The sequence below is a fragment of the Enterobacter sp. 241F3 genome, assembly GCF_034106785.1.
Classification (GTDB): domain Bacteria; phylum Pseudomonadota; class Gammaproteobacteria; order Enterobacterales; family Enterobacteriaceae; genus Enterobacter; species Enterobacter vonholyi.
Genome location: NZ_JAWNDD010000005.1, coordinates 117,314 through 136,064, shown reverse-complemented (window position 1 = coordinate 136,064; position 18,751 = coordinate 117,314). Strand labels below are relative to the sequence as shown.

Genomic DNA, 18,751 nt, shown 5'->3' with positions numbered 1-18,751 from the left:
AATTATCCCAGTACTCGTGCGCCAGCCGTGTCCAGACGGCAAATATGAACAAAGCCTTCCTGATTTTGCAGGTAGTGTTTAGAGAGCCAGTCCGCCACGCGCTGCGCAGTGTCTGCCTTGTCGCACAGGGCGAACAGCGTCGGGCCGGAGCCGGAGATGCCGCACGCCTGCGCGCCGATATCCATTGATGCCTGTCGCGCCTCGTTAAAGCCGGGTAGCAGCTTCGTGCGATACGGCTCGGCAATGACGTCCTTCATCAGTTTTGCTGCCAGCTGCGGCTGACGGGTGTAGCAGGCGTGGATAAAGCCCGCCAGATGACGCCCGTGGGCGATACAGTCCTGACGACGATATTGCGCGGGCAGGATCGCACGCGCTTCCGCGGTAGAGACCTTAATGCCCGGATAGGCCAGCACCCACAGCCACTCATCAAACCCTGGCACCTGCTGGCTGATGATGCCATTTTCTTCGATCATCAGCTGCATGCCGCCGAGGAAGCACGGCGCCACGTTGTCATAGTGAATGCTGCCGGAGATACGCCCTTCCAGCTCGCCCATTAAGCCCAGCAGGCGGTTGTTGTTCAGCGGCTTGCCGCAGTGCTCATTCATTGCCACCAGAGCGGCGACCACCGAACAGGCGCTGGAACCCAGCCCCGAGCCAATCGGCATACTTTTTTCCAGCGTCATAGTGACCGGCACGTTTTTACCGATCTCCTGACAGAAGCGTTCCCAGCACTGATAGACGATGTTCTCGCGCGGGTCGGACGGTAGCTTGCTGGCGAAGCGGCCCACGTTATTCAGGCTGAAGCTGTCTGCCGCTTCCACCGTAACCGTATCGCCCAGCAGCGAACCATCCACCGGCGTCACCGCCGCACCCAGCACGTCAAATCCGACGCTCATATTCGCGCTGGAAGCCGGGGCATAAACTTTGACCATGTTAAACTCCTAACTTCCATGACAGGGTACGCAGCAGATCGGCAAACACACCCGCCGCCGTAACATCGTTCCCTGCGCCATAGCCGCGAAGCACCAGCGGCAGTGGCTGATAATAGTGGCTGTAAAACGCGAGGGCGTTTTCGCCGTTTTTGACTTTGTACAGCGGGTCGTTGCCATCCACTTCGGCAATCTTCACCCGGCACACGCCATCTTCTTCAATGTTGCCAACATAGCGCAATACCTTACCTTCATCACGGGCTTTCGCAACGCGCGCGGCAAACGCGTCGTCAAGCTGCGGCAGTCTGGCCATAAAGGTGCTGACGTCACCGCTGCTGTCAAATTCTGCCGGCAGGACCGGTTCAATCACGATATCGGAAAGCTCAAGCTCACGGCCCGTTTCGCGCGCGAGGATCAGCAGCTTACGCGCCACGTCCATACCGGAGAGATCGTCACGCGGATCCGGCTCGGTGTAGCCCAGCTCGCGCGCGGCGCGGGTGGCTTCGGAGAGGCTCATCCCTTCATCCAGCTTGCCGAAGATAAACGACAGCGAGCCGGAGAGAATGCCGGAGAAACGCTGCAGTTCATCACCCGCGTTAAGCAGGTTCTGCAGGTTTTCGATAACCGGCAGACCAGCCCCAACGTTGGTGTCGTACAGAAACTTGCGGCGCGACTTGCTCGCCGCCAGACGCAGCTGGTGATAGTAATCCATCGACGAGGTGTTGGCCTTTTTGTTCGGCGTCACCACGTGGAAACCTTCGCGCAGGAAATCGGCGTACTGGTCCGCCACCGCCTGGTTCGAAGTGCAGTCGACGATGACCGGGTTAAGCAGATGGTACTCTTTCACCAGACGGATCAGGCGGCCCAGGTTGAACGGCTCTTTCGCCTCGTTCATCTCTGCCTGCCAGTTTTCCAGGTTAAGGCCGTGGACGTTGGTAAGCAGCGCTTTGGAATTCGCAATCCCGCAGACGCGCAGGTCGATGTGTTTCTTCTTAAGCCACGCCTGCTGACGCTTCACCTGCTCCAGCAGCGCGCCGCCTACGCCACCCACGCCAATCAGGAACAGCTCGATGACCTGATCGGTGTTGAACAGCATCTGGTGAACCACGCGAACGCCGGTGGTCGTATCATCATTGTCCACGACAACAGAAATTGAACGCTCCGACGAGCCCTGAGCAATCGCCACGATGTTGATATTGGCGCGCGCCAGCGCGGCAAAGAACTTGGCTGAGATACCGCGCAGCGTGCGCATGCCGTCGCCAACCACGGAGATAATCGCCAGACGCTCCTGAATGGAGAGCGGCTCGAGCAATTCTTCTTTGAGCTCCAGATAGAACTCTTCTTCCAGCGCGCGACGGGCGCGCAGGCAGTCGCCCTGCGGCACGCAGAAGCTAATGCTGTATTCGGAAGAGGACTGGGTAATCAGCACCACCGAGATACCGTTGCGGGACATGGCCGCAAATACGCGCGCTGCCATGCCGACCATCCCTTTCATCCCAGGGCCGGAGACGCTGAACATCGCCATATTGTTCAGGTTGGAGATGCCTTTCACCGGCAGACCGTCCTCATCGGTACTCGCGCCAATCAGCGTACCCGGCGCCTGCGGGTTACCGGTGTTTTTAATCAGGCAAGGGATCTGGAACTGGGCAATCGGGGAGATGGTACGAGGGTGAAGCACTTTGGCGCCGAAGTAGGAAAGCTCCATCGCTTCCTGGTACGACATCGATTTCAGCAGCCTGGCGTCCGGAACCTGGCGCGGGTCGCAGGTATAGACGCCGTCGACGTCAGTCCAGATCTCACAACAGTCCGCGCGTAAGCAGGCAGCCAGCACGGCGGCGGAGTAGTCGGAACCGTTACGGCCCAGCACCACCAGCTCGCCCTTCTCGTTACCGGCGGTAAAGCCTGCCATCAGGATCATGTGGTCAGCGGGAATTTTGCTGGCGGCGATACGGCGGGTTGATTCGGCAATATCAACGGTGGATTCGAGGTAGTGGCCCACCGCAAGCAGTTTTTCAACGGGATCGATCACGGTCACGCTATGGCCGCGCGCTTCCAGCACGCCGGCCATAATGGCGATAGAGAGTTTTTCACCGCGACAAATCAGCGCCGCGTTGATGCTGTCCGGGCACTGGCCGAGGAGGCTGATACCGTGCAGAACGTGTTTGATTTGCGCAAATTCCTGCTCAACGAAGGACTTCAGCTGAGCGTGCGGGAAGCCAGGCAGCGCCTCTGCCAGCCCTTGCAATAAGTCAGCGAATATACGCTCTGCGTCGCTGATGTTCGGGAGTGCGTCCTGGCCACCGATGGTTTTTTCGATCATCGCCACCAGATGGTTCGTGATTTTTGCCGGGGCAGAGAGCACGGTCGCAACCTGCCCCTGCCTGGCGTTGCTTTCCAGGATATCGGCAACTCGCAGAAAACGTTCTGCATTTGCCACTGATGTACCGCCGAACTTCAACACTCGCATGGTTCTACCTCGTTTCCTTTAGCCGAAAAAAAAGCCCGCACTGTCTAGGTGCGGGCTTTTTTTTGTTTTTCCTGTACGCGTCAGCCCGCATCGTTACCAGTGGTAATGATGATGGTTGTGGTAATGGTGGTGATGCTGATGCGTTTCATGGATGTTGTGTACTCTGTCATTATTATCTGTCTGTGCTGTATTCTTTTAGGGTTAAAGGATCGGGCTCGTTAAGTCAACGAATTTTTAATTTGATCACAATTCGGAAGACTCTCACGTCCCGCTGCGTGCAGATTTATTTTCATCCGATTCCCCCAGATGCAACCCATACAGACAGACTTATTCGCTATAGTAAAAACTTATGGCAGTATTTTACTCGGCCAATTTTTTTTCAATATCATGCAGCAAACGGTGCAGCATTGCGGTGTCCCGTTGCTCAAGACGTCCCAAACGCTGCTGCAGCCAGTCAGCCATTTTTTGATCGTCCGCTACTTCCAACTGAGATAACAGCTGCTCAACGCGTGCGCGCAGCGCAGCCAGCTGATTTTCATCAGCCCTTTCAGCCTGAGGCTGGGGGATTTGTATTAGGGAGGCTAATTGATAGCAGTACACCATGACCGCCTGGCCCAAATTCAGGGAAGGATAATCGGCCACCATCGGCGCACCGGTGAGCACGTCCGCCAGTTCCAGCTCCTCGTTGGTTAATCCGGAATCTTCACGACCAAATACCAGCGCCGCTTTCTCCAGCCACTGGCTTTTCTCTTCCAGCATCGGCACCAGCTCCGCTGGCGTCGCATAGTAGTGGAACTTAGCGCGACTACGCGCCGTGGTTGCAACGGTAAACGAAATGTCGTGCAGCGCGTCGGCAAGTGTAGCGTAAGTGGTTATATTATCGAGAATATCTCCCGATCCGTGCGCCACCCAACGCGCGGCTGGCTCCAGATGGGCCGTGCTGTCCACAATGCGCAAATCGGTAAAACCCATGGTCTTCATGGCACGCGCCGCTGCGCCTATATTTTCTGCTCTGGCTGGGGCAACCAGTACAATCGACAGATGCATTTATGCTCTCTTTTTAATCAGTTAGCCGGTAAAAATGTGATGCACTTCAACATATTACGCAGCGCGAATTTACAAAATTGCAACACAAATTACCGAAATAGCGTTTCATAACAAATTAAAAACGCTAAACTATTCTGTGTCTGAACAATCAGTTAGAATGTTAATAGAACACCATTATCCCTATGTTTTATAATGATAATGGCAGCATGAATACCCTATTCTGATTGGATTCGCTTCGTTTATAAATCAATGTCCGCAACTAGTTGGTTTATTGAAAAATTGTGACAAAGGCTAGCATTCAGCTACGATGATTTCATCAAACTGTTAACGTGCTACAATTGAACTTGATATATGTCAACGAAGCGTAGTTTTATTGGGTGTCTGGTGTCACTTAGCCTGTTATGTTGCTGTTAAAATGGTTAGGATGACAGCCGTTTTTGACACTGTCGGGTCCAAAGGGAAAGTACCCAAGACCAAGCTAATGATGTTGTTGACGTTGATGGAAAGTGCATCAAGAACGCAATTACGTACTTTAGTCACGTTAAGCCGATCATGTTAATTTGCGACATGCATCAGGCAGGTCAGGGACTTTTGTACTTCCTGTTTCGATTTAGTTGGCAATTTAGGTAGCAAACATGCAGACCCCGCACATTCTTATCGTTGAAGACGAGTTGGTAACACGCAACACGTTAAAGAGCATTTTCGAAGCAGAAGGCTACGATGTCTTTGAAGCGACCGATGGCGCAGAGATGCATCAGATCCTTTCTGAAAATGATATCAACCTGGTGATCATGGATATTAACCTGCCGGGCAAAAACGGTCTTCTTCTGGCGCGCGAACTGCGCGAGCAGGCGAACGTCGCGTTAATGTTCCTGACGGGCCGTGATAACGAAGTTGATAAAATTCTTGGCCTGGAAATCGGTGCGGATGACTACATCACCAAGCCATTCAACCCTCGCGAGTTAACCATTCGTGCACGCAACCTGCTGTCCCGCACCATGAACCTGGGTACTGTCAGCGAAGAGCGTCGTAGCGTAGATAGCTACAAATTCAACGGCTGGGAACTTGATATTAATAGCCGCTCGCTGATTAGCCCGAACGGTGAGCAGTATAAACTGCCGCGCAGTGAATTCCGCGCGATGCTGCACTTCTGCGAAAACCCGGGAAAAATTCAGTCCCGTGCAGAACTGCTAAAGAAAATGACCGGCCGTGAGCTGAAGCCGCACGACCGTACCGTAGACGTCACCATCCGTCGTATTCGTAAACATTTCGAATCTACGCCAGATACGCCGGAAATCATCGCCACCATTCACGGCGAAGGGTACCGTTTCTGCGGCGATTTGCAGGAATAATCCCGCAGTTAATGCATTAAAAAACGGCGCTTATGCGCCGTTTTTTTTATTCCCGCCAGGGCATAATCGGCACCGCGCTGATCGCGTTTTTCGGTGACCCTTCCACCACTTTGTCAGAATAGGCCAGGTAGGCCAGCGTATTGCGTTTGGCATCGTAGAAACGCACAACCTGCAGCTTTTTGAACACCAGCGAGGTCCGTTTCTGGAATACCACGTCGCCCTGCGCTTTGCCGTTTTTAATTTTGTCGCTCAATTCAACCGGGCCCACCTGCTGACATGAGATCGCCGCATCGGAGGTATCTTCCGCCAGCCCCAGTCCGCCTTTGATGCCGCCCGTTTTCGCGCGGCTGACATAGCAGGTGACGTTTTTCACGTCCGGATCGTCAAACGCCTCCACCACGATTTTGTGGTCCGGGCCAAACATTTTGAACACGGTATCGACGGAACCAATCTGTTCCGCCTGTGCAGCGCGCCCGACCATCAACATCAGCGCGGTGAAGAGCAAAGTCTTGTATTTCATATTGTTACCATTCTTTAAAATTACACTGAGCAATTATTCAACACTTTAGACAAAAATGTAGCAAGATCACAGGATTAGAATATATCTGCCTGTAATGTGCTAGAAAAAGCATGAATGCGCAAAAAAAACACTGAATGCTAAAACATCAAAAAATGCTATTATCCGCTAACCTGTTATCAGGCACCTGCTGTTTTAAGGATGAGGATAGTATATGGATCAGGCTGGAATTATTCGCGACCTGCTCACCTGGCTGGAAGGTCATCTCGACCAGCCTTTGTCACTGGATCATGTGGCGGCTAAAGCAGGCTATTCCAAGTGGCATCTGCAAAGGATGTTCAAGGATGTCACCGGTCATGCTATCGGGGCCTATATTCGCGCACGTCGTTTATCAAAATCTGCTGTAGCATTGCGCCTCACCGCGCGGCCGATTCTGGATATTGCCCTGCAATATCGTTTCGATTCACAGCAGACATTCACCCGCGCCTTTAAAAAACAGTTCTTGTTGACGCCAGCGCTTTATCGTCGCTCGCCTGACTGGAGCTCGTTTGGCATGCGTCCGCCGCTGCGTCTGGGCGAGTTCGCAATGCCGAAGTACGACATTATTACACTGCCGGAAACCCATCTGATCGGCACAACGCAGAGCTACTCCTGTTCACTGGAGCAGATTTCCGAGTTCCGACATCAGATGCGCGTCCAGTTCTGGCGCGACTTCCTGAGCCACGCGCCGGCGATCCCGCCTATCCTGTATGGCCTCAACGAAACGCATCCAAGCCAGGAAAAAGACGACGAGCAGGAGGTGTTCTACACCACCGCGCTGACGCCAGAGATGGCCAACGGGTATATTCAGGGTTCGAAGCCTGTCGTGCTGGAAGGGGGCGAATACGTGATGTTCGCCTATGAAGGGCTGGGAACGGGGGTACAGGAGTTTATCCTGACCGTTTACGGTACCTGCATGCCAATGCTGAATCTTAATCGCCGTAAAGGTCAGGACATTGAGCGCTACTACCCGGCGCAGGATGCCAAACCGGAAGAAGGCCCAATCAATCTGCGTATGGAATTTTTGATTCCAATACGTCGTTAACGCTGCAGTTCGTCAAGCGCAGGGGCATCGAGATGCGAAATGTCCCCTGCCATCTCCACGACCCATCCTGACGCCAGCCACGCGCTTTCCTGATAATCAATTCGGGAAATGGAGCAGTTACGCAGACGCAAACGGCGCTCAGCGTAAGCCGGTAATCCCAGAATGGTGCTCACCAGGCATCCCAACGCAATCCCATGACTCACCAGCAGCGGACGGCTTCCCGCCGGAAGCTTCAGGCATTCCGCCAGTGCGGCATGCATACGGACGCTGAGCTCCTGCATGGATTCGCCCTCAGGAATACGGCCATCTTCGGTACCGTTCACCAGCGTGCGGCGCCAGCCCTCTTCCGTTTCCGTCAGCGTATCGATATGGCGTTTTTCCAGCACGCCCATATCCAGCTCGCGCAGGCGCGGCTCAAGCATGACGTCACAGCCGCAGGCGTCTGCAATGATGCGCGCCGTCTGCTGTGTGCGACCTAAATCGCTGGTAATGACGTGGGTAATGCCCAGCGTTCGGGCGCGTTCTGCCACCTGCCACGCTTGCTGCACGCCCTTCTCTGTAAGAGGACTGTCTGACTGGCCTTGAATACGTCGCTCGGCGTTCCACTGCGTTTCACCGTGGCGAACAAGGTATACCTGTAACATGCTTTTTTTCCGTTATACTGCGATGAGTTTTTTTTGAATCGAGCTTAATTATGCACCATGTTGTCTCTGCTACCACTAATCCTGCCAAAATTCAGGCAATTCTAAGGGCATTTGAAGAGATCTTCGGCGCAGGATCCTGCCATATTGAAGCCATCGGCGTCGAGAGTGGCGTTCCTGAACAGCCGTTTGGCAGTGAGGAAACGCGCGCTGGCGCACGAAACCGCGTGGCAAATGCCAGGGCTGCGGCACCGGATGCGGACTTTTGGGTGGCAATTGAAGCCGGTATCGACGAAGGCGCAACCTTTAGCTGGGTGGTGATCGAAAGCCGTGAACAGCGCGGTGAAGCGCGTTCAGCCACCCTGCCGCTGCCGGAGATTATTCTGGAAAAAGTCCGCGCGGGTGAAGCGCTTGGGCCGGTGATGTCGCAGTACACCGGCATTGATGAGATTGGCCGTAAAGAAGGGGCGATTGGCGTCTTTACCGCAGGCGCGCTGACGCGTTCAGGCGTTTATCATCAGGCGGTGATCCTGGCGTTAAGCCCGTTCCATAACGCGATTTATCGTTAGGTATTTTTCAGCAATACCGCTTCCAGCCACTGGCGCAGCTCAACGGGTGCCGACTTCAGGCTGTTCGATCCGCGGGTAATCGTTGCGATGCCCGCGCCGAGCTCATTTTTCAGCTCGCGCTGGCTCATCTCGCCGCGCAGCAACTCTTCAATGATGCGCACGCGCGTGCCCAGCGCCTCACGCTCGTCCGGCGTGAGCATCAGCTGCATAAGGGGTAAGTGCAAATCCTGCTCGTAAGACTGGCGAAGCAGCTCCACAAAACGAAGCCACTCCTGATGACGTTGTTCGGCCATTGCCGAGGAATACGGGGAATGCTGGGTCATGTTATGCTGCCTCTTGTACTCATTAGCGAGTACAGCATAACACAACCCGCGCCGATCAGTAACGTCTCTGCCACTCGGCATCACTCATCAGGGTATCTTTCTGCCCCATGAAGTAGCGATAGTAGGCGTCATAGGCCAGCACGTTCTTCACATAGCCGCGCGTTTCCGAGAACGGGATGCTCTCGACAAACGCCACGGCGTCAATGCGTCCGGCGCTGTTGCCGAGCCAGGTACGCACGCGACCCGGCCCCGCGTTATACGCCGCCGACGCGAAGATGCGGTTATTGCCGAACTGCTGATACACGTACTGCAGGTAGCTGGTACCGATGTTGATGTTGGTATCCGGATCCAGAAGCTGTGACGGGCTGCTGTAGCCAGGAATATTAAACATCTTCACCGTGTGCGTCGCCGTGCCCGGCATAATCTGCATCAGGCCGCTGGCGCCCACCGGGGAACGGACTTTCGGGTTCCATGCGCTCTCCTGACGGGCAATTGCCATCGCGTAGCTTTGCGGGATATCTTTGCCGCTGGTGTAGCGATCGAACAGATCCTTGTAAGCCAACGGGAAACGCTCTTCGAGATGATCCCAAAGCTTACCGGCGATCGTCGCCTGCACGCTCAGATCCCACCAGTGGTTATCAAAAGCATAGCGGGCAAGCTGGGCTTTCTCGTCGGTGCTGCGGCTGGTCACCAGATTCGCCCACTCGCTGCGCGCGGTATTATCCATATTCCAGTACATCAGCTCGCGCACGCGCGCCATTTCTGGCCCCTGCGTCAGCGCCGGGTTCGCGTTGGCTGGCGCTTTATCAATGCGGAAGGTGTACTCCTCGCCCAGGCGCTGCGCGGCTGCCATCGGGTAGAACCCGCGCTGCTGCATCAGCGTATGGAGAATTTCTTTGGCCTCGTCATCACGACCGCGCTCCATCAGCAGATCGGCCTGCCAGTAGCGCCATTCGTCCTTCTCTTTGGCCTCCATAGGCAACCGCGCAAGCCAGGTATTCAGCCCACGGCGATCGCCCGTACCCAGCGCCATGCGCACGCGACGTTCCACCAGAGACGTGGAGTTCGAACGCATAATGGCATCGTCACGCCAGCGCGCCTGTTCATCGGTCACATCCGTGCCCATCAGTCGCCACGCCACGATATCGCGCAGCTCTTGGGTTTGTTCCTCATTAAGCTGCTGCGCCTGCACCAGCTGCGGGATCATCAGCCGCGCGTTTTCCACATCGTCACGCGCCACGCTGGCAAAGGCCACCGCCGCCATCTGGCGGGTAAAATCGGTCGCGCCCGTACTGCGGGCAAAGGTCAGCACGCTGTTGGGATCGTTTGCCAGCGAGATAACCGCGGTGGAGATCGTCTGGTAATCAGACGGCATCTGTCCTGCCAGCGTGGTCACCAGACGCGTGTTGCCGGCTTTCATCGCCAGACGGATGCGCTCAAGGTAGGACAGCGGATCCTGCTTGCCGGATGCTCGCCACGCGCCGAACAGGGAATCACAGGCGTTCGGCTGGTTTTTCCCGGTCAGCCAGAGCTCTTTCGCCCCGGCCCAGGCCTCTTCCTGCTGGCCGGTCGCCCATTTCGCGTAGTAGTAGTTACACTGCGCTTCGGTGGTATTCGGCTTTTCAGGGCTAAACGCCAGCAGTCCGCGCCAGTCTTCGCGTCGCGCCAGCTCATTCACAAAACGAGACTGAAGATTCCGGGCTGGCGGCAGGGTCGGGTTCGCCTGAATGAAGTTATTCACAGTAACGGTGGGTTGATTCATGAGATCGTCCGTAATTTGACGATACTCGAGATACGGATACAGCGGATAATCCTTTAGCGTCGGCATCAGCGCCTGCACGGTATCCATCTGCTTGTTGTCCCACGCCTGTTTAATCTGGGCGTAGCGGTTGCGTTGTTCATCCAGTGAATCGGCATGCACCGCCTGGCTTACCGCCATTACGCATACGCTGGCAGCCAGCAGACGCCAGACCACCCGTTTGGCTTTTTCCACAAGCTCTTCCTCATTGTTTTTTCGTCAATTGCAGCGTCTTGCCACGTCAAAGTCTAATTAACTTATGCTAACCAGGCATCCTTCAACGCGCCACGTCGTGGACACTTTTTTACCTTTCTTGCGCGTTTTAACACTCCCGACGTTCCTGGCTGGGATTAGGACGTGAAAAAGGCTACACTTCGAGGCTGAAATTCCTTCTCATTACGATAAAAGAGGCGAAGTCCAACGTGGCTCAATTCGTTTATACCATGCATCGTGTCGGCAAAGTTGTCCCGCCGAAACGTCATATTCTTAAAAATATCTCGCTGAGCTTCTTCCCGGGCGCAAAAATCGGTGTTCTGGGTCTCAACGGTGCCGGTAAGTCTACCTTGCTGCGCATCATGGCCGGCATTGATACAGACATCGAAGGTGAAGCCCGTCCGCAGCCTGGCATCAAGATTGGTTACCTGCCGCAGGAACCTCAGCTGAACCCGGAACACACCGTGCGTGAGTCTGTCGAAGAAGCCGTTTCCGAAGTGGTTAACGCCCTGAAAGGTCTCGATGAAGTGTATGCCAAATACGCCGAGCCGGATGCGGACTTCGACAAGCTGGCTGCACAGCAGGGCAAGTATGAAGAGATTATCCAGGCGCACGACGGTCACAACCTGAACGTGCAGCTGGAGCGCGCGGCGGATGCCCTGCGTCTGCCGGACTGGGATGCGAAAATCGCGAACCTCTCCGGTGGTGAACGTCGCCGCGTGGCGCTGTGCCGCCTGCTGCTGGAAAAACCAGATATGCTGTTGCTCGACGAACCAACCAACCACCTGGATGCGGAATCCGTGGCGTGGCTGGAGCGCTTCCTGCACGACTTCGAAGGCACCGTTGTGGCGATTACCCACGACCGTTACTTCCTCGACAACGTCGCTGGCTGGATCCTGGAGCTGGACCGCGGTGAAGGTATTCCGTGGGAAGGCAACTACTCCTCCTGGCTGGAGCAAAAAGATCAGCGTCTGGCTCAGGAAGCGTCTCAGGAAGCGGCCCGTCGTAAGTCTATCGAGAAAGAGCTGGAGTGGGTGCGTCAGGGCGCGAAAGGCCGTCAGTCTAAAGGCAAAGCCCGTCTGGCACGCTTCGAAGAGCTGAACAACACCGAATACCAGAAACGTAACGAAACCAACGAACTGTTTATTCCACCTGGAGCACGTCTGGGGGATAAAGTGGTTGAAGTGACCAACCTGCGTAAGTCTTACGGCGACCGTGTGCTGATCGACGACCTGACCTTCTCCGTACCGAAAGGCGCTATCGTCGGCATCATCGGTCCGAACGGCGCGGGTAAATCGACCCTGTTCCGCATGATGTCCGGTCAGGAACAGCCTGACAGCGGCTCTATCACCCTGGGTGAGACCGTGAAGCTGGCCTCCGTTGACCAGTTCCGTGACGCGATGGACAACAGCAAAACCGTGTGGGAAGAAGTGTCCGGCGGCCTGGATATCATGCGCATCGGCAACACCGAGATGCCAAGCCGCGCCTACGTTGGTCGCTTTAACTTCAAAGGCACCGATCAGGGCAAACGCGTGGGCGAGCTGTCCGGCGGTGAGCGCGGTCGTCTGCACCTGGCGAAGCTGCTGCAGGTGGGCGGTAACGTTCTGCTGCTCGATGAACCAACAAACGACCTGGATATCGAAACCCTGCGCGCGCTGGAAAACGCCCTGCTGGAGTTCCCGGGCTGCGCGATGGTTATCTCGCACGACCGCTGGTTCCTCGACCGTATCGCGACCCACATTCTGGACTACCAGGACGAAGGTAAGGTGGAGTTCTTCGAAGGTAACTTCACCGAATACGAAGAGTACAAGAAACGCACGCTGGGCGCCGACGCGCTGGAGCCGAAGCGTATTAAGTACAAGCGTATTGCGAAATAAAAGCAAAACGGCAACTTCGGTTGCCGTTTTTTATGGTTGTTCCCTCTCCCTGTGGGAGAGGGCCAGGGTGAGGGCATCAGGCCGCACAGTGTGTAGGCCGGGTAAGGCGAAGCCGCCACCCGGCTTTTTTATTTGCCCACGTAATACCGCTTCACCTCGTCAAACTGCATCGCAAACTCGATATAGCTCATCAGCGCGGGCGAATTCAGCTTGCGGCTCGGGTAGGCCAGCCAGAGGTCGTTGCCTTCAACGTTCCACTCCGGCAGCACCTGCACCAGCGCGCCCTTTTCAACCTTATCTCCCAGCAGAAATGCAGGAAGCAGCGTGATCCCCGCCCCGGCCATCGCGCACTCGCGGGCGTACACCAGATTATCGGTCATGTGCGCGTTATCCGGCAGGTAGCGGTAATCCTCATTCTCGCTTCGCAGAAGCCACTCCGACCAGGCTCTGTGCGTAATGCTGCGGTGCTCCACCAGCTGACGGGGATGCGTTAGCGGCGCCCGGCGCGCCAGATAGTCCGGCGAGGCCAGCATGTAGCGCGGACAGTGCCCGATCATTCGGCCAATCAGAGAGGAGTCCTGCGGCTTGCCGGTACGCAGCGCCACGTCAAAGCCGGACTCGACCAGATCCACCACATCATCAGAGATCGACACGTCCAGCGAAACCTCAGGATAGCGAAGCTGGAACTCGGCATTCATATGCGCCAGCAGCGTCGCGCCAATCCCAGCCGGACAGGTGATGCGCAGCCGCCCGCTCGGGTTTTCGCGCAGGCGCTGAATGGCATACTCCGCCCGCTCGCTGGCCGCCAGCATTTCGCGGCAGTGCACCAGATAGTGCTCGCCCGCAAACGTCAGGTTCAGCCTGCGCGTGGTGCGGTTAAGCAGGCGGATACCCACCTGCTGCTCCAGCTGGCTAATTCGCTGGCTGACGCTGGATTTCGGCAGTTCGGCTTTCTGGGCTGCCGCGGTAAAGCTGCCCATCTCCGCCACCAGCGCGAAAAGCGCCATATCCTGCAGCTGTTTAAACATGATTGTTCATCCTGTACGAACGCTGAGTTCTTGATTGTCCATCTTATCATGCAGCTGGCCACTTAATAGACTAGCCTCAACAAAACGCACGCCATTGAGGAGCACACCATGTCAGTTAAAGCGATTGCCGTTAACCCAGAAAATCCCGCAACGTTCATTGAAATCACCCCGCCGATGCCGCATCCCGGCGAGCACGATCTGCTGGTGGAGGTGAAAGCCGTCTCCGTTAACCCGGTCGATACCAAAGTCCACGCGGGCATTGCCAAAAACGGACTGAACGAGCCGCGCATTCTCGGGTGGGACGCCAGCGGGATCGTCAAAGCCGTTGGGACGGACGTCACCGGATTCAAACCGGGAGATGAAGTGTGGTACGCGGGCGACATCACCCGCCCGGGCAGCAACACCACGCATCAGCTGATTGATGCGCGCATTGTCGGGCGCAAGCCTACAAGCCTCGGCTGGGCGGCTGCCGCTGCACTGCCGTTGACCGCACTCACCGCGTGGGAAGGCCTGTTTGAACGACTGAACATTCAGGATGCCGGCGCGGACAAAACCCTGCTGATCATTGGCGGCGCGGGCGGGGTGGGATCGCTGGCGATCCCGTTTGCGAAGCACAACAGCAAGGTGAAGATCGTCGCAACCGCGTCCCGCGAAGATTCCGCCCGGTGGTGCCGCGATCGCGGTGCAGATGTGGTGGTGAACTACCGCGATCTGAAAGGCGAACTGGCGAAACACGGGCTCAAATTTGTGGATTACATTTTCATCCTCAACGACACCGACGGGCACTGGGATGCGGTCAGCGAACTGATTGCCCCACAGGGGCATATCTGTTCCATCGTGGAGAATGAACACCCGCTGAACCAGGACAAGCTGAAGTCGAAATCCGCCGCCCTGCACTGGGAATTTATGTACACCCGCAGCATGTACCAGACCGCGGATATGGCGCGTCAGGGTGAGATCCTCAATGAGGTGGCGAAGCTGGTAGATAATGGCGTGGTGGAAAGCTCACTGAGTGAAACGCTGCACGGGCTGAGCGTGGAGAGCATTACCGAGGCGCACCGTAAGGTGCTGGACGGGCATATGCGCGGAAAAGTGGTGGTTGAGTTCTGAGTGGCTTGATGCCCTCAACCCGGCCCTCTCCCGCAGGGAGAGGGTTAGGGTGAGGGGTAAGTTTTTACCCCTGCTCCCCCATCATCTCCTTCACCAGCTCTACGCAGCGCAGGAAACGGGAGTCGTAGTCCGACTCTTCCACGTGCACAAACTCAACGTTGTTTTCGTTGAGCATCTCCACCAGCATGGACTGGAATTCACGCCTGTCAACGGAGCTGCCGAGGCTGCGCATGCCGTCGGCCACCCACGGGGTGTTGTTTTCCAGCAGGATCACCAGGTCAAAGCGATATTCGTCAATCAGCGCCTGCACGAACGGGTGCTCGCGCCCTTCGTATTTTTTACAGAACGCCTGAGTGGTGACGAAATCGGTATCGATAAACGCCACCTTGTTGGCATATTTCACTGCGAAATCAATGTACTGAGCGTGGCCGAGCGCGATTTTGTCATAGTCGGAATACTGCAGCGCCATCTCGTCGCCGCCCAGGTGCGAGAAGACATAATCGCGGCCGTACTCCCATGCGCTGGTGGTATTGAAGATATTCGCCAGCTTGTTGACCAGCGTTGATTTACCGCTCGACTCGCCGCCCAGGATCGCGACGGTGCGCACAAAGAACGGCTTCACCTCGGTCGGGATGTAATCCCAGTAGCGGAACGGGTTTTCGCGGATCTGCGCTCCGCTGATGTTCATGAAGGTGCGTTTCGGATCGATCAGCACCGTCTCGATGCCCAGATGCTCGCGGAACTGCGGCGCATCGGACTCTTCAGAGGTGTAGATCCAGTTAGGCGCAATGCCCTTCTCTTCCATAAACGCTTTGATGCCGTTGCTCCACACGTCCCAGCCGTGCGGATACGGCTCCATGCCCTCTTCGTTAAAGGCATGAATGCGAATGTTTTTCTGGTACTTGAAGGTCTGAAGCAGCCAGCGCAGGCGGTCCGGCACGGTCGGCTGCTGCGACATGGCGCTGTCCTCAAACAGCTGGCGATCGCGGGTTTCATCGTAGCCCATGATGATGTGCAGCTCGTCAACCTGGCTACAGGCTCGCTGGATCAGATAGATATGCCCGGTATGCAGCGGGTAAAACTTGCCGAACACCACGCCGATGTTCTTTTGCATACGCGGGAATTCCAGCCCCAGAAAGCGGTGCAGCGCTTCCAGCTTCTGCGCGCTGGGGCTTTTGATTTTGGCGTTCAGCAGCTGGCTCAGGTAGCCCTTAGTCATGCCGCTGGCGTCCGCCACCTGCTGCAGCGTGCAGCCCTTCTGGCGGATAGCGGTCTTGATGTAGTCAAATGATGACATAAATTACGGTGCCTCCTGCAAAATCGAATACGTAATTATAAGTCGTCAAAGACATTTAACGCATCTGCGAGTTTCTTCACGCCGAAAACCTGCATCCCTTCCGGGATTTTTTTCGGCACGTTAGCAGCGGGAACGATAGCCCGGCGGAAACCGTGTTTTGCCGCCTCGGAGATACGCTCCTGGCCGCTAGGCACCGGACGGATTTCCCCGGCGAGGCCCACCTCACCGAAGACGACCAGATCCTGCGGCAGCGGCCTGTCGCGCAGGCTTGAGACCATCGCCAGCAGCAGCGCCAGGTCTGCGCTGGTCTCAGTGACTTTCACGCCACCCACCACGTTAACGAAAACGTCCTGATCCGCCATCTGCAGCCCACCGTGACGGTGCAGCACCGCCAGCAGGATCGCCAGACGGTTCTGTTCCAGACCGACCGCCACGCGCCGCGGGTTGCCCATCATCGACACGTCCACCAGCGCCTGAATTTCGACGAGCAGCGGGCGCGTGCCTTCCCACAGCACCATTACTGAACTTCCGGAGGTGATTTCATCTCCCCGACTCAGGAAGATCGCCGACGGGTTGCTGACTTCGCGCAGCCCCTGCTCGGTCATGGCAAACACGCCTAACTCGTTCACCGCCCCAAAGCGGTTTTTATGGCTGCGCAGGGTACGGAAGCGGGAGTCCGCGTCGCCGTCGAGCATCACGGAGCAGTCGATACAGTGTTCGAGCACTTTAGGTCCGGCCAGCGAGCCGTCTTTGGTCACGTGGCCGACCATCACAATCGCCACGCCGCGCGTTTTGGCAAAGCGCGTCAGGTAGGCCGCCGTTTCACGCACCTGCGCCACGCTGCCCGGCGAGGACTGAATGTCCGCCATGTGCATCACCTGGATGGAGTCGATCACCATCAGCTTCGGCTGCTCTTCTTCGGCAATCATGCAGATCTGCTCGATGCTGGTTTCGGAGAGCATGTTCAGATTGCCGGTCGGCAGGCCCAGACGGTGCGCGCGCATCGCCACCTGCTGCAGTGATTCTTCGCCCGTGACGTACAGGGTTTTCATCTGTTCGGCGAGCTTGCAGAGCGTTTGCAGCAGCAGGGTCGATTTACCCGCGCCCGGGTTACCGCCGATCAAAATGGCGCTCCCCGGCACCACGCCGCCGCCGAGCACGCGGTCAAACTCTTTGAACCCGGTGGAGAAGCGCGGCAGCTCTTCGAGGCTGATGTCCGAAAGTTTTTGCACCTTCGCCACGCCCGCATTGCCCGCGTAGCCGCTCAGGCGTTCATTGCGCGCCACGCTCGGCGAAGCCGCCACACCACGCACTTCGGTGATGGTGTTCCAGGCATGACAGGCGCTGCATTGCCCCTGCCAGCGCGGATAATCCGCACCACATTCATTACAGACAAATGCGCGTTTTGGAGCTTTCGCCACGGTTTACCTCTTTATTTCTGATTAAGGCTGCCGGAGAGAATGCAGAACACCCCCATCAGGTCAGCGTGACGGATAGTGACTTCCGTCTTTTCATTCACTTTTGGCTTGGCGTGGTAGGCAATGCCCAGGCCGGCCGCTTTGATCATCGGCAGATCGTTCGCGCCGTCCCCGATAGCGACGGTCTGGATAACCGGAATTTCATATTTTTCCGCCAGACGCGTCAGCGTATTGGCTTTGTACTGGGCATCAACAATATCGCCGATCACCTGGCCGGTCAGCTTGCCGTCCATGATCTCCAGCTCGTTGGCCACCACGGTGGTCAGATGCAGTTTCTCCCGCAGATAATCCGCGAAGAAGGTGAAGCCACCTGAGGCGATTGCCACCTTCCAGCCGAGGGACTGCAGCTTCAGCACCAGCTGCGTCAGCCCAGGCATCAGCGGCAGTACGTCGCGTACCTGGCGCAGAATGTTGGCATCGGCCCCTTTCAGGGTCGCCACGCGCTGGCGCAGGCTGGCGGTGAAGTCCAGCTCGCCGCGCATCGCACGTTCGGTGACTTCCGCCACCAGCTCGCCGCTGCCCGCCAGCTTCGCAATCTCGTCAATACACTCGATCTGAATGGCGGTTGAGTCCATGTCCATCACCAGCAGGCCCGGGGTTTTCAGGTGCGGAATTTTGCCCAGCGGCGCGACGTCCAGCCCGGCGTCATGCGCCAGACGCGTTGCGCGCTGCGTCAGGGAACCCGCCAGGCGAATAACCTGGTAGTCTTCCACGCACCAGGCGGCGACGATGACCATTGCCGCACCGAGCTTGCTTTGATACTGGGTCAGGCGTTGCTTATCCAGACCGCGTCCGTAGAGGAGCCAGCCGCTACGACCGGCGTGGTAATCCAGAGGCATCACCTCATCGCCACTTAAAGAGAGCGGCAATCCTGGCCATAAAGAGACATCCGTTGGCAGGTCACACCAGGTAATGTTCGGCATTAAAGCTCCTGTAATTTCGTTCGCGCCGGAAGGTTGCAGAGGGAAAATAACGCATGAGGCTACCCTGTAACCATCACTTCTGGCAACATTAAGCCGTA

Annotated in this window: 18 protein-coding genes and 1 other annotated feature; of the genes, 5 read left to right on the top strand and 13 right to left on the bottom strand. The window is 56.6% G+C overall.

The genetic code is table 11. The features are described 5' to 3' along the window. Nucleotides 1-2: 2 nt before the first annotated feature. From thrB to yjjY, 5 genes are all read right to left on the bottom strand, one after another. Complete coding sequence (gene thrB, locus UR504_RS14970; RefSeq protein WP_302235715.1) at nucleotides 3-932, bottom strand: homoserine kinase; 930 nt, start codon at nucleotides 930-932, stop codon at nucleotides 3-5. A gap of 1 nt (nucleotide 933) precedes the next feature. After that, complete coding sequence (thrA, locus tag UR504_RS14965; protein WP_302235714.1) at nucleotides 934-3,396, bottom strand: bifunctional aspartate kinase/homoserine dehydrogenase I; 2,463 nt, start codon at nucleotides 3,394-3,396, stop codon at nucleotides 934-936. A 24-nt stretch (nucleotides 3,397-3,420) separates the two neighbouring features. Continuing rightward, nucleotides 3,421-3,538: a sequence feature (Thr leader region), on the bottom strand. Then, nucleotides 3,477-3,545: a thr operon leader peptide gene (gene thrL / locus UR504_RS14960; protein WP_015572623.1), complete on the bottom strand. Its 69-nt coding sequence runs from the start codon at nucleotides 3,543-3,545 to the stop codon at nucleotides 3,477-3,479. It overlaps the preceding feature by 62 nt. 211 nt (nucleotides 3,546-3,756) lie before the next feature. Beyond that, nucleotides 3,757-4,443: a tRNA/rRNA methyltransferase gene (locus UR504_RS14955; protein ID WP_274241971.1), complete on the bottom strand. Its 687-nt coding sequence runs from the start codon at nucleotides 4,441-4,443 to the stop codon at nucleotides 3,757-3,759. Between the two features lie 399 nt (nucleotides 4,444-4,842). After that, nucleotides 4,843-4,983, bottom strand: a complete 141-nt coding sequence (gene yjjY, locus UR504_RS14950) for a protein YjjY (protein WP_085928893.1) — start codon at nucleotides 4,981-4,983, stop codon at nucleotides 4,843-4,845. Between the two features lie 95 nt (nucleotides 4,984-5,078). On the opposite strand from yjjY, the gene arcA reads away from it, so the two are divergent. Beyond that, complete coding sequence (gene arcA / locus UR504_RS14945; RefSeq protein WP_003856501.1) at nucleotides 5,079-5,795, top strand: two-component system response regulator ArcA; 717 nt, start codon at nucleotides 5,079-5,081, stop codon at nucleotides 5,793-5,795. Nucleotides 5,796-5,841: 46 nt separating this feature from the next. On the opposite strand, the gene creA is transcribed toward arcA, so the two are convergent. Beyond that, a complete protein-coding gene (gene creA, locus UR504_RS14940; RefSeq protein WP_045907753.1) occupies nucleotides 5,842-6,315 on the bottom strand; it encodes a protein CreA in 474 nt (157 codons plus the stop codon). A 211-nt stretch (nucleotides 6,316-6,526) separates the two neighbouring features. Between creA and robA the strand changes: the two genes are divergently transcribed. After that, the gene (robA, locus tag UR504_RS14935; RefSeq protein WP_111964082.1) at nucleotides 6,527-7,396 is read left to right on the top strand and encodes an MDR efflux pump AcrAB transcriptional activator RobA; all 870 of its coding nucleotides are present in this window, start codon (nucleotides 6,527-6,529) and stop codon (nucleotides 7,394-7,396) included. Here robA and gpmB read toward each other — a convergent pair. Beyond that, nucleotides 7,393-8,040: a 2,3-diphosphoglycerate-dependent phosphoglycerate mutase GpmB gene (gpmB, locus tag UR504_RS14930; RefSeq protein ID WP_008502057.1), complete on the bottom strand. Its 648-nt coding sequence runs from the start codon at nucleotides 8,038-8,040 to the stop codon at nucleotides 7,393-7,395. The genes robA and gpmB overlap by 4 nt on opposite strands. A 50-nt stretch (nucleotides 8,041-8,090) precedes the next feature. On the opposite strand from gpmB, the gene yjjX reads away from it, so the two are divergent. After that, nucleotides 8,091-8,606 (top strand): inosine/xanthosine triphosphatase, encoded by a 516-nt coding sequence (gene yjjX, locus UR504_RS14925; RefSeq protein WP_048961786.1) that lies wholly within the window; start codon nucleotides 8,091-8,093, stop codon nucleotides 8,604-8,606. Here yjjX and trpR read toward each other — a convergent pair. Both trpR and sltY read right to left on the bottom strand, forming a co-directional pair. Further along, nucleotides 8,603-8,929, bottom strand: a complete 327-nt coding sequence (gene trpR / locus UR504_RS14920) for a trp operon repressor (RefSeq protein ID WP_047747961.1) — start codon at nucleotides 8,927-8,929, stop codon at nucleotides 8,603-8,605. The genes yjjX and trpR overlap by 4 nt on opposite strands. A gap of 55 nt (nucleotides 8,930-8,984) precedes the next feature. Next, nucleotides 8,985-10,922: a murein transglycosylase gene (sltY, locus tag UR504_RS14915; RefSeq protein ID WP_115876482.1), complete on the bottom strand. Its 1,938-nt coding sequence runs from the start codon at nucleotides 10,920-10,922 to the stop codon at nucleotides 8,985-8,987. A 227-nt stretch (nucleotides 10,923-11,149) separates the two neighbouring features. On the opposite strand from sltY, the gene ettA reads away from it, so the two are divergent. After that, nucleotides 11,150-12,817, top strand: a complete 1,668-nt coding sequence (gene ettA / locus UR504_RS14910; RefSeq protein WP_003856515.1) for an energy-dependent translational throttle protein EttA — start codon at nucleotides 11,150-11,152, stop codon at nucleotides 12,815-12,817. 128 nt (nucleotides 12,818-12,945) lie between these two features. Here the strand turns inward: ettA and UR504_RS14905 are convergent, their stop codons facing one another. Further along, entirely contained in the window at nucleotides 12,946-13,845 is a 900-nt protein-coding gene (locus tag UR504_RS14905) for a LysR family transcriptional regulator (protein ID WP_115876484.1), read from the bottom strand. 108 nt (nucleotides 13,846-13,953) lie between these two features. On the opposite strand from UR504_RS14905, the gene UR504_RS14900 reads away from it, so the two are divergent. After that, on the top strand, nucleotides 13,954-14,955 hold the full coding sequence (locus UR504_RS14900) for a zinc-binding alcohol dehydrogenase family protein (RefSeq protein ID WP_302235709.1): 1,002 nt from the start codon (nucleotides 13,954-13,956) through the stop codon (nucleotides 14,953-14,955). Between the two features lie 64 nt (nucleotides 14,956-15,019). On the opposite strand, the gene nadR is transcribed toward UR504_RS14900, so the two are convergent. The 3 genes from nadR to serB are packed head-to-tail and all read right to left on the bottom strand — an operon-like array spanning nucleotide 15,020 to nucleotide 18,653. Next, nucleotides 15,020-16,252, bottom strand: a complete 1,233-nt coding sequence (gene nadR / locus UR504_RS14895; protein WP_006810194.1) for a multifunctional transcriptional regulator/nicotinamide-nucleotide adenylyltransferase/ribosylnicotinamide kinase NadR — start codon at nucleotides 16,250-16,252, stop codon at nucleotides 15,020-15,022. Nucleotides 16,253-16,287: 35 nt separating this feature from the next. Continuing rightward, a complete protein-coding gene (gene radA / locus UR504_RS14890) occupies nucleotides 16,288-17,673 on the bottom strand; it encodes a DNA repair protein RadA (protein ID WP_014068810.1) in 1,386 nt (461 codons plus the stop codon). An 11-nt stretch (nucleotides 17,674-17,684) separates the two neighbouring features. After that, nucleotides 17,685-18,653, bottom strand: coding sequence for a phosphoserine phosphatase (gene serB / locus UR504_RS14885; protein WP_111964087.1), 969 nt, complete (start codon nucleotides 18,651-18,653; stop codon nucleotides 17,685-17,687). Nucleotides 18,654-18,751: the final 98 nt, after the last annotated feature.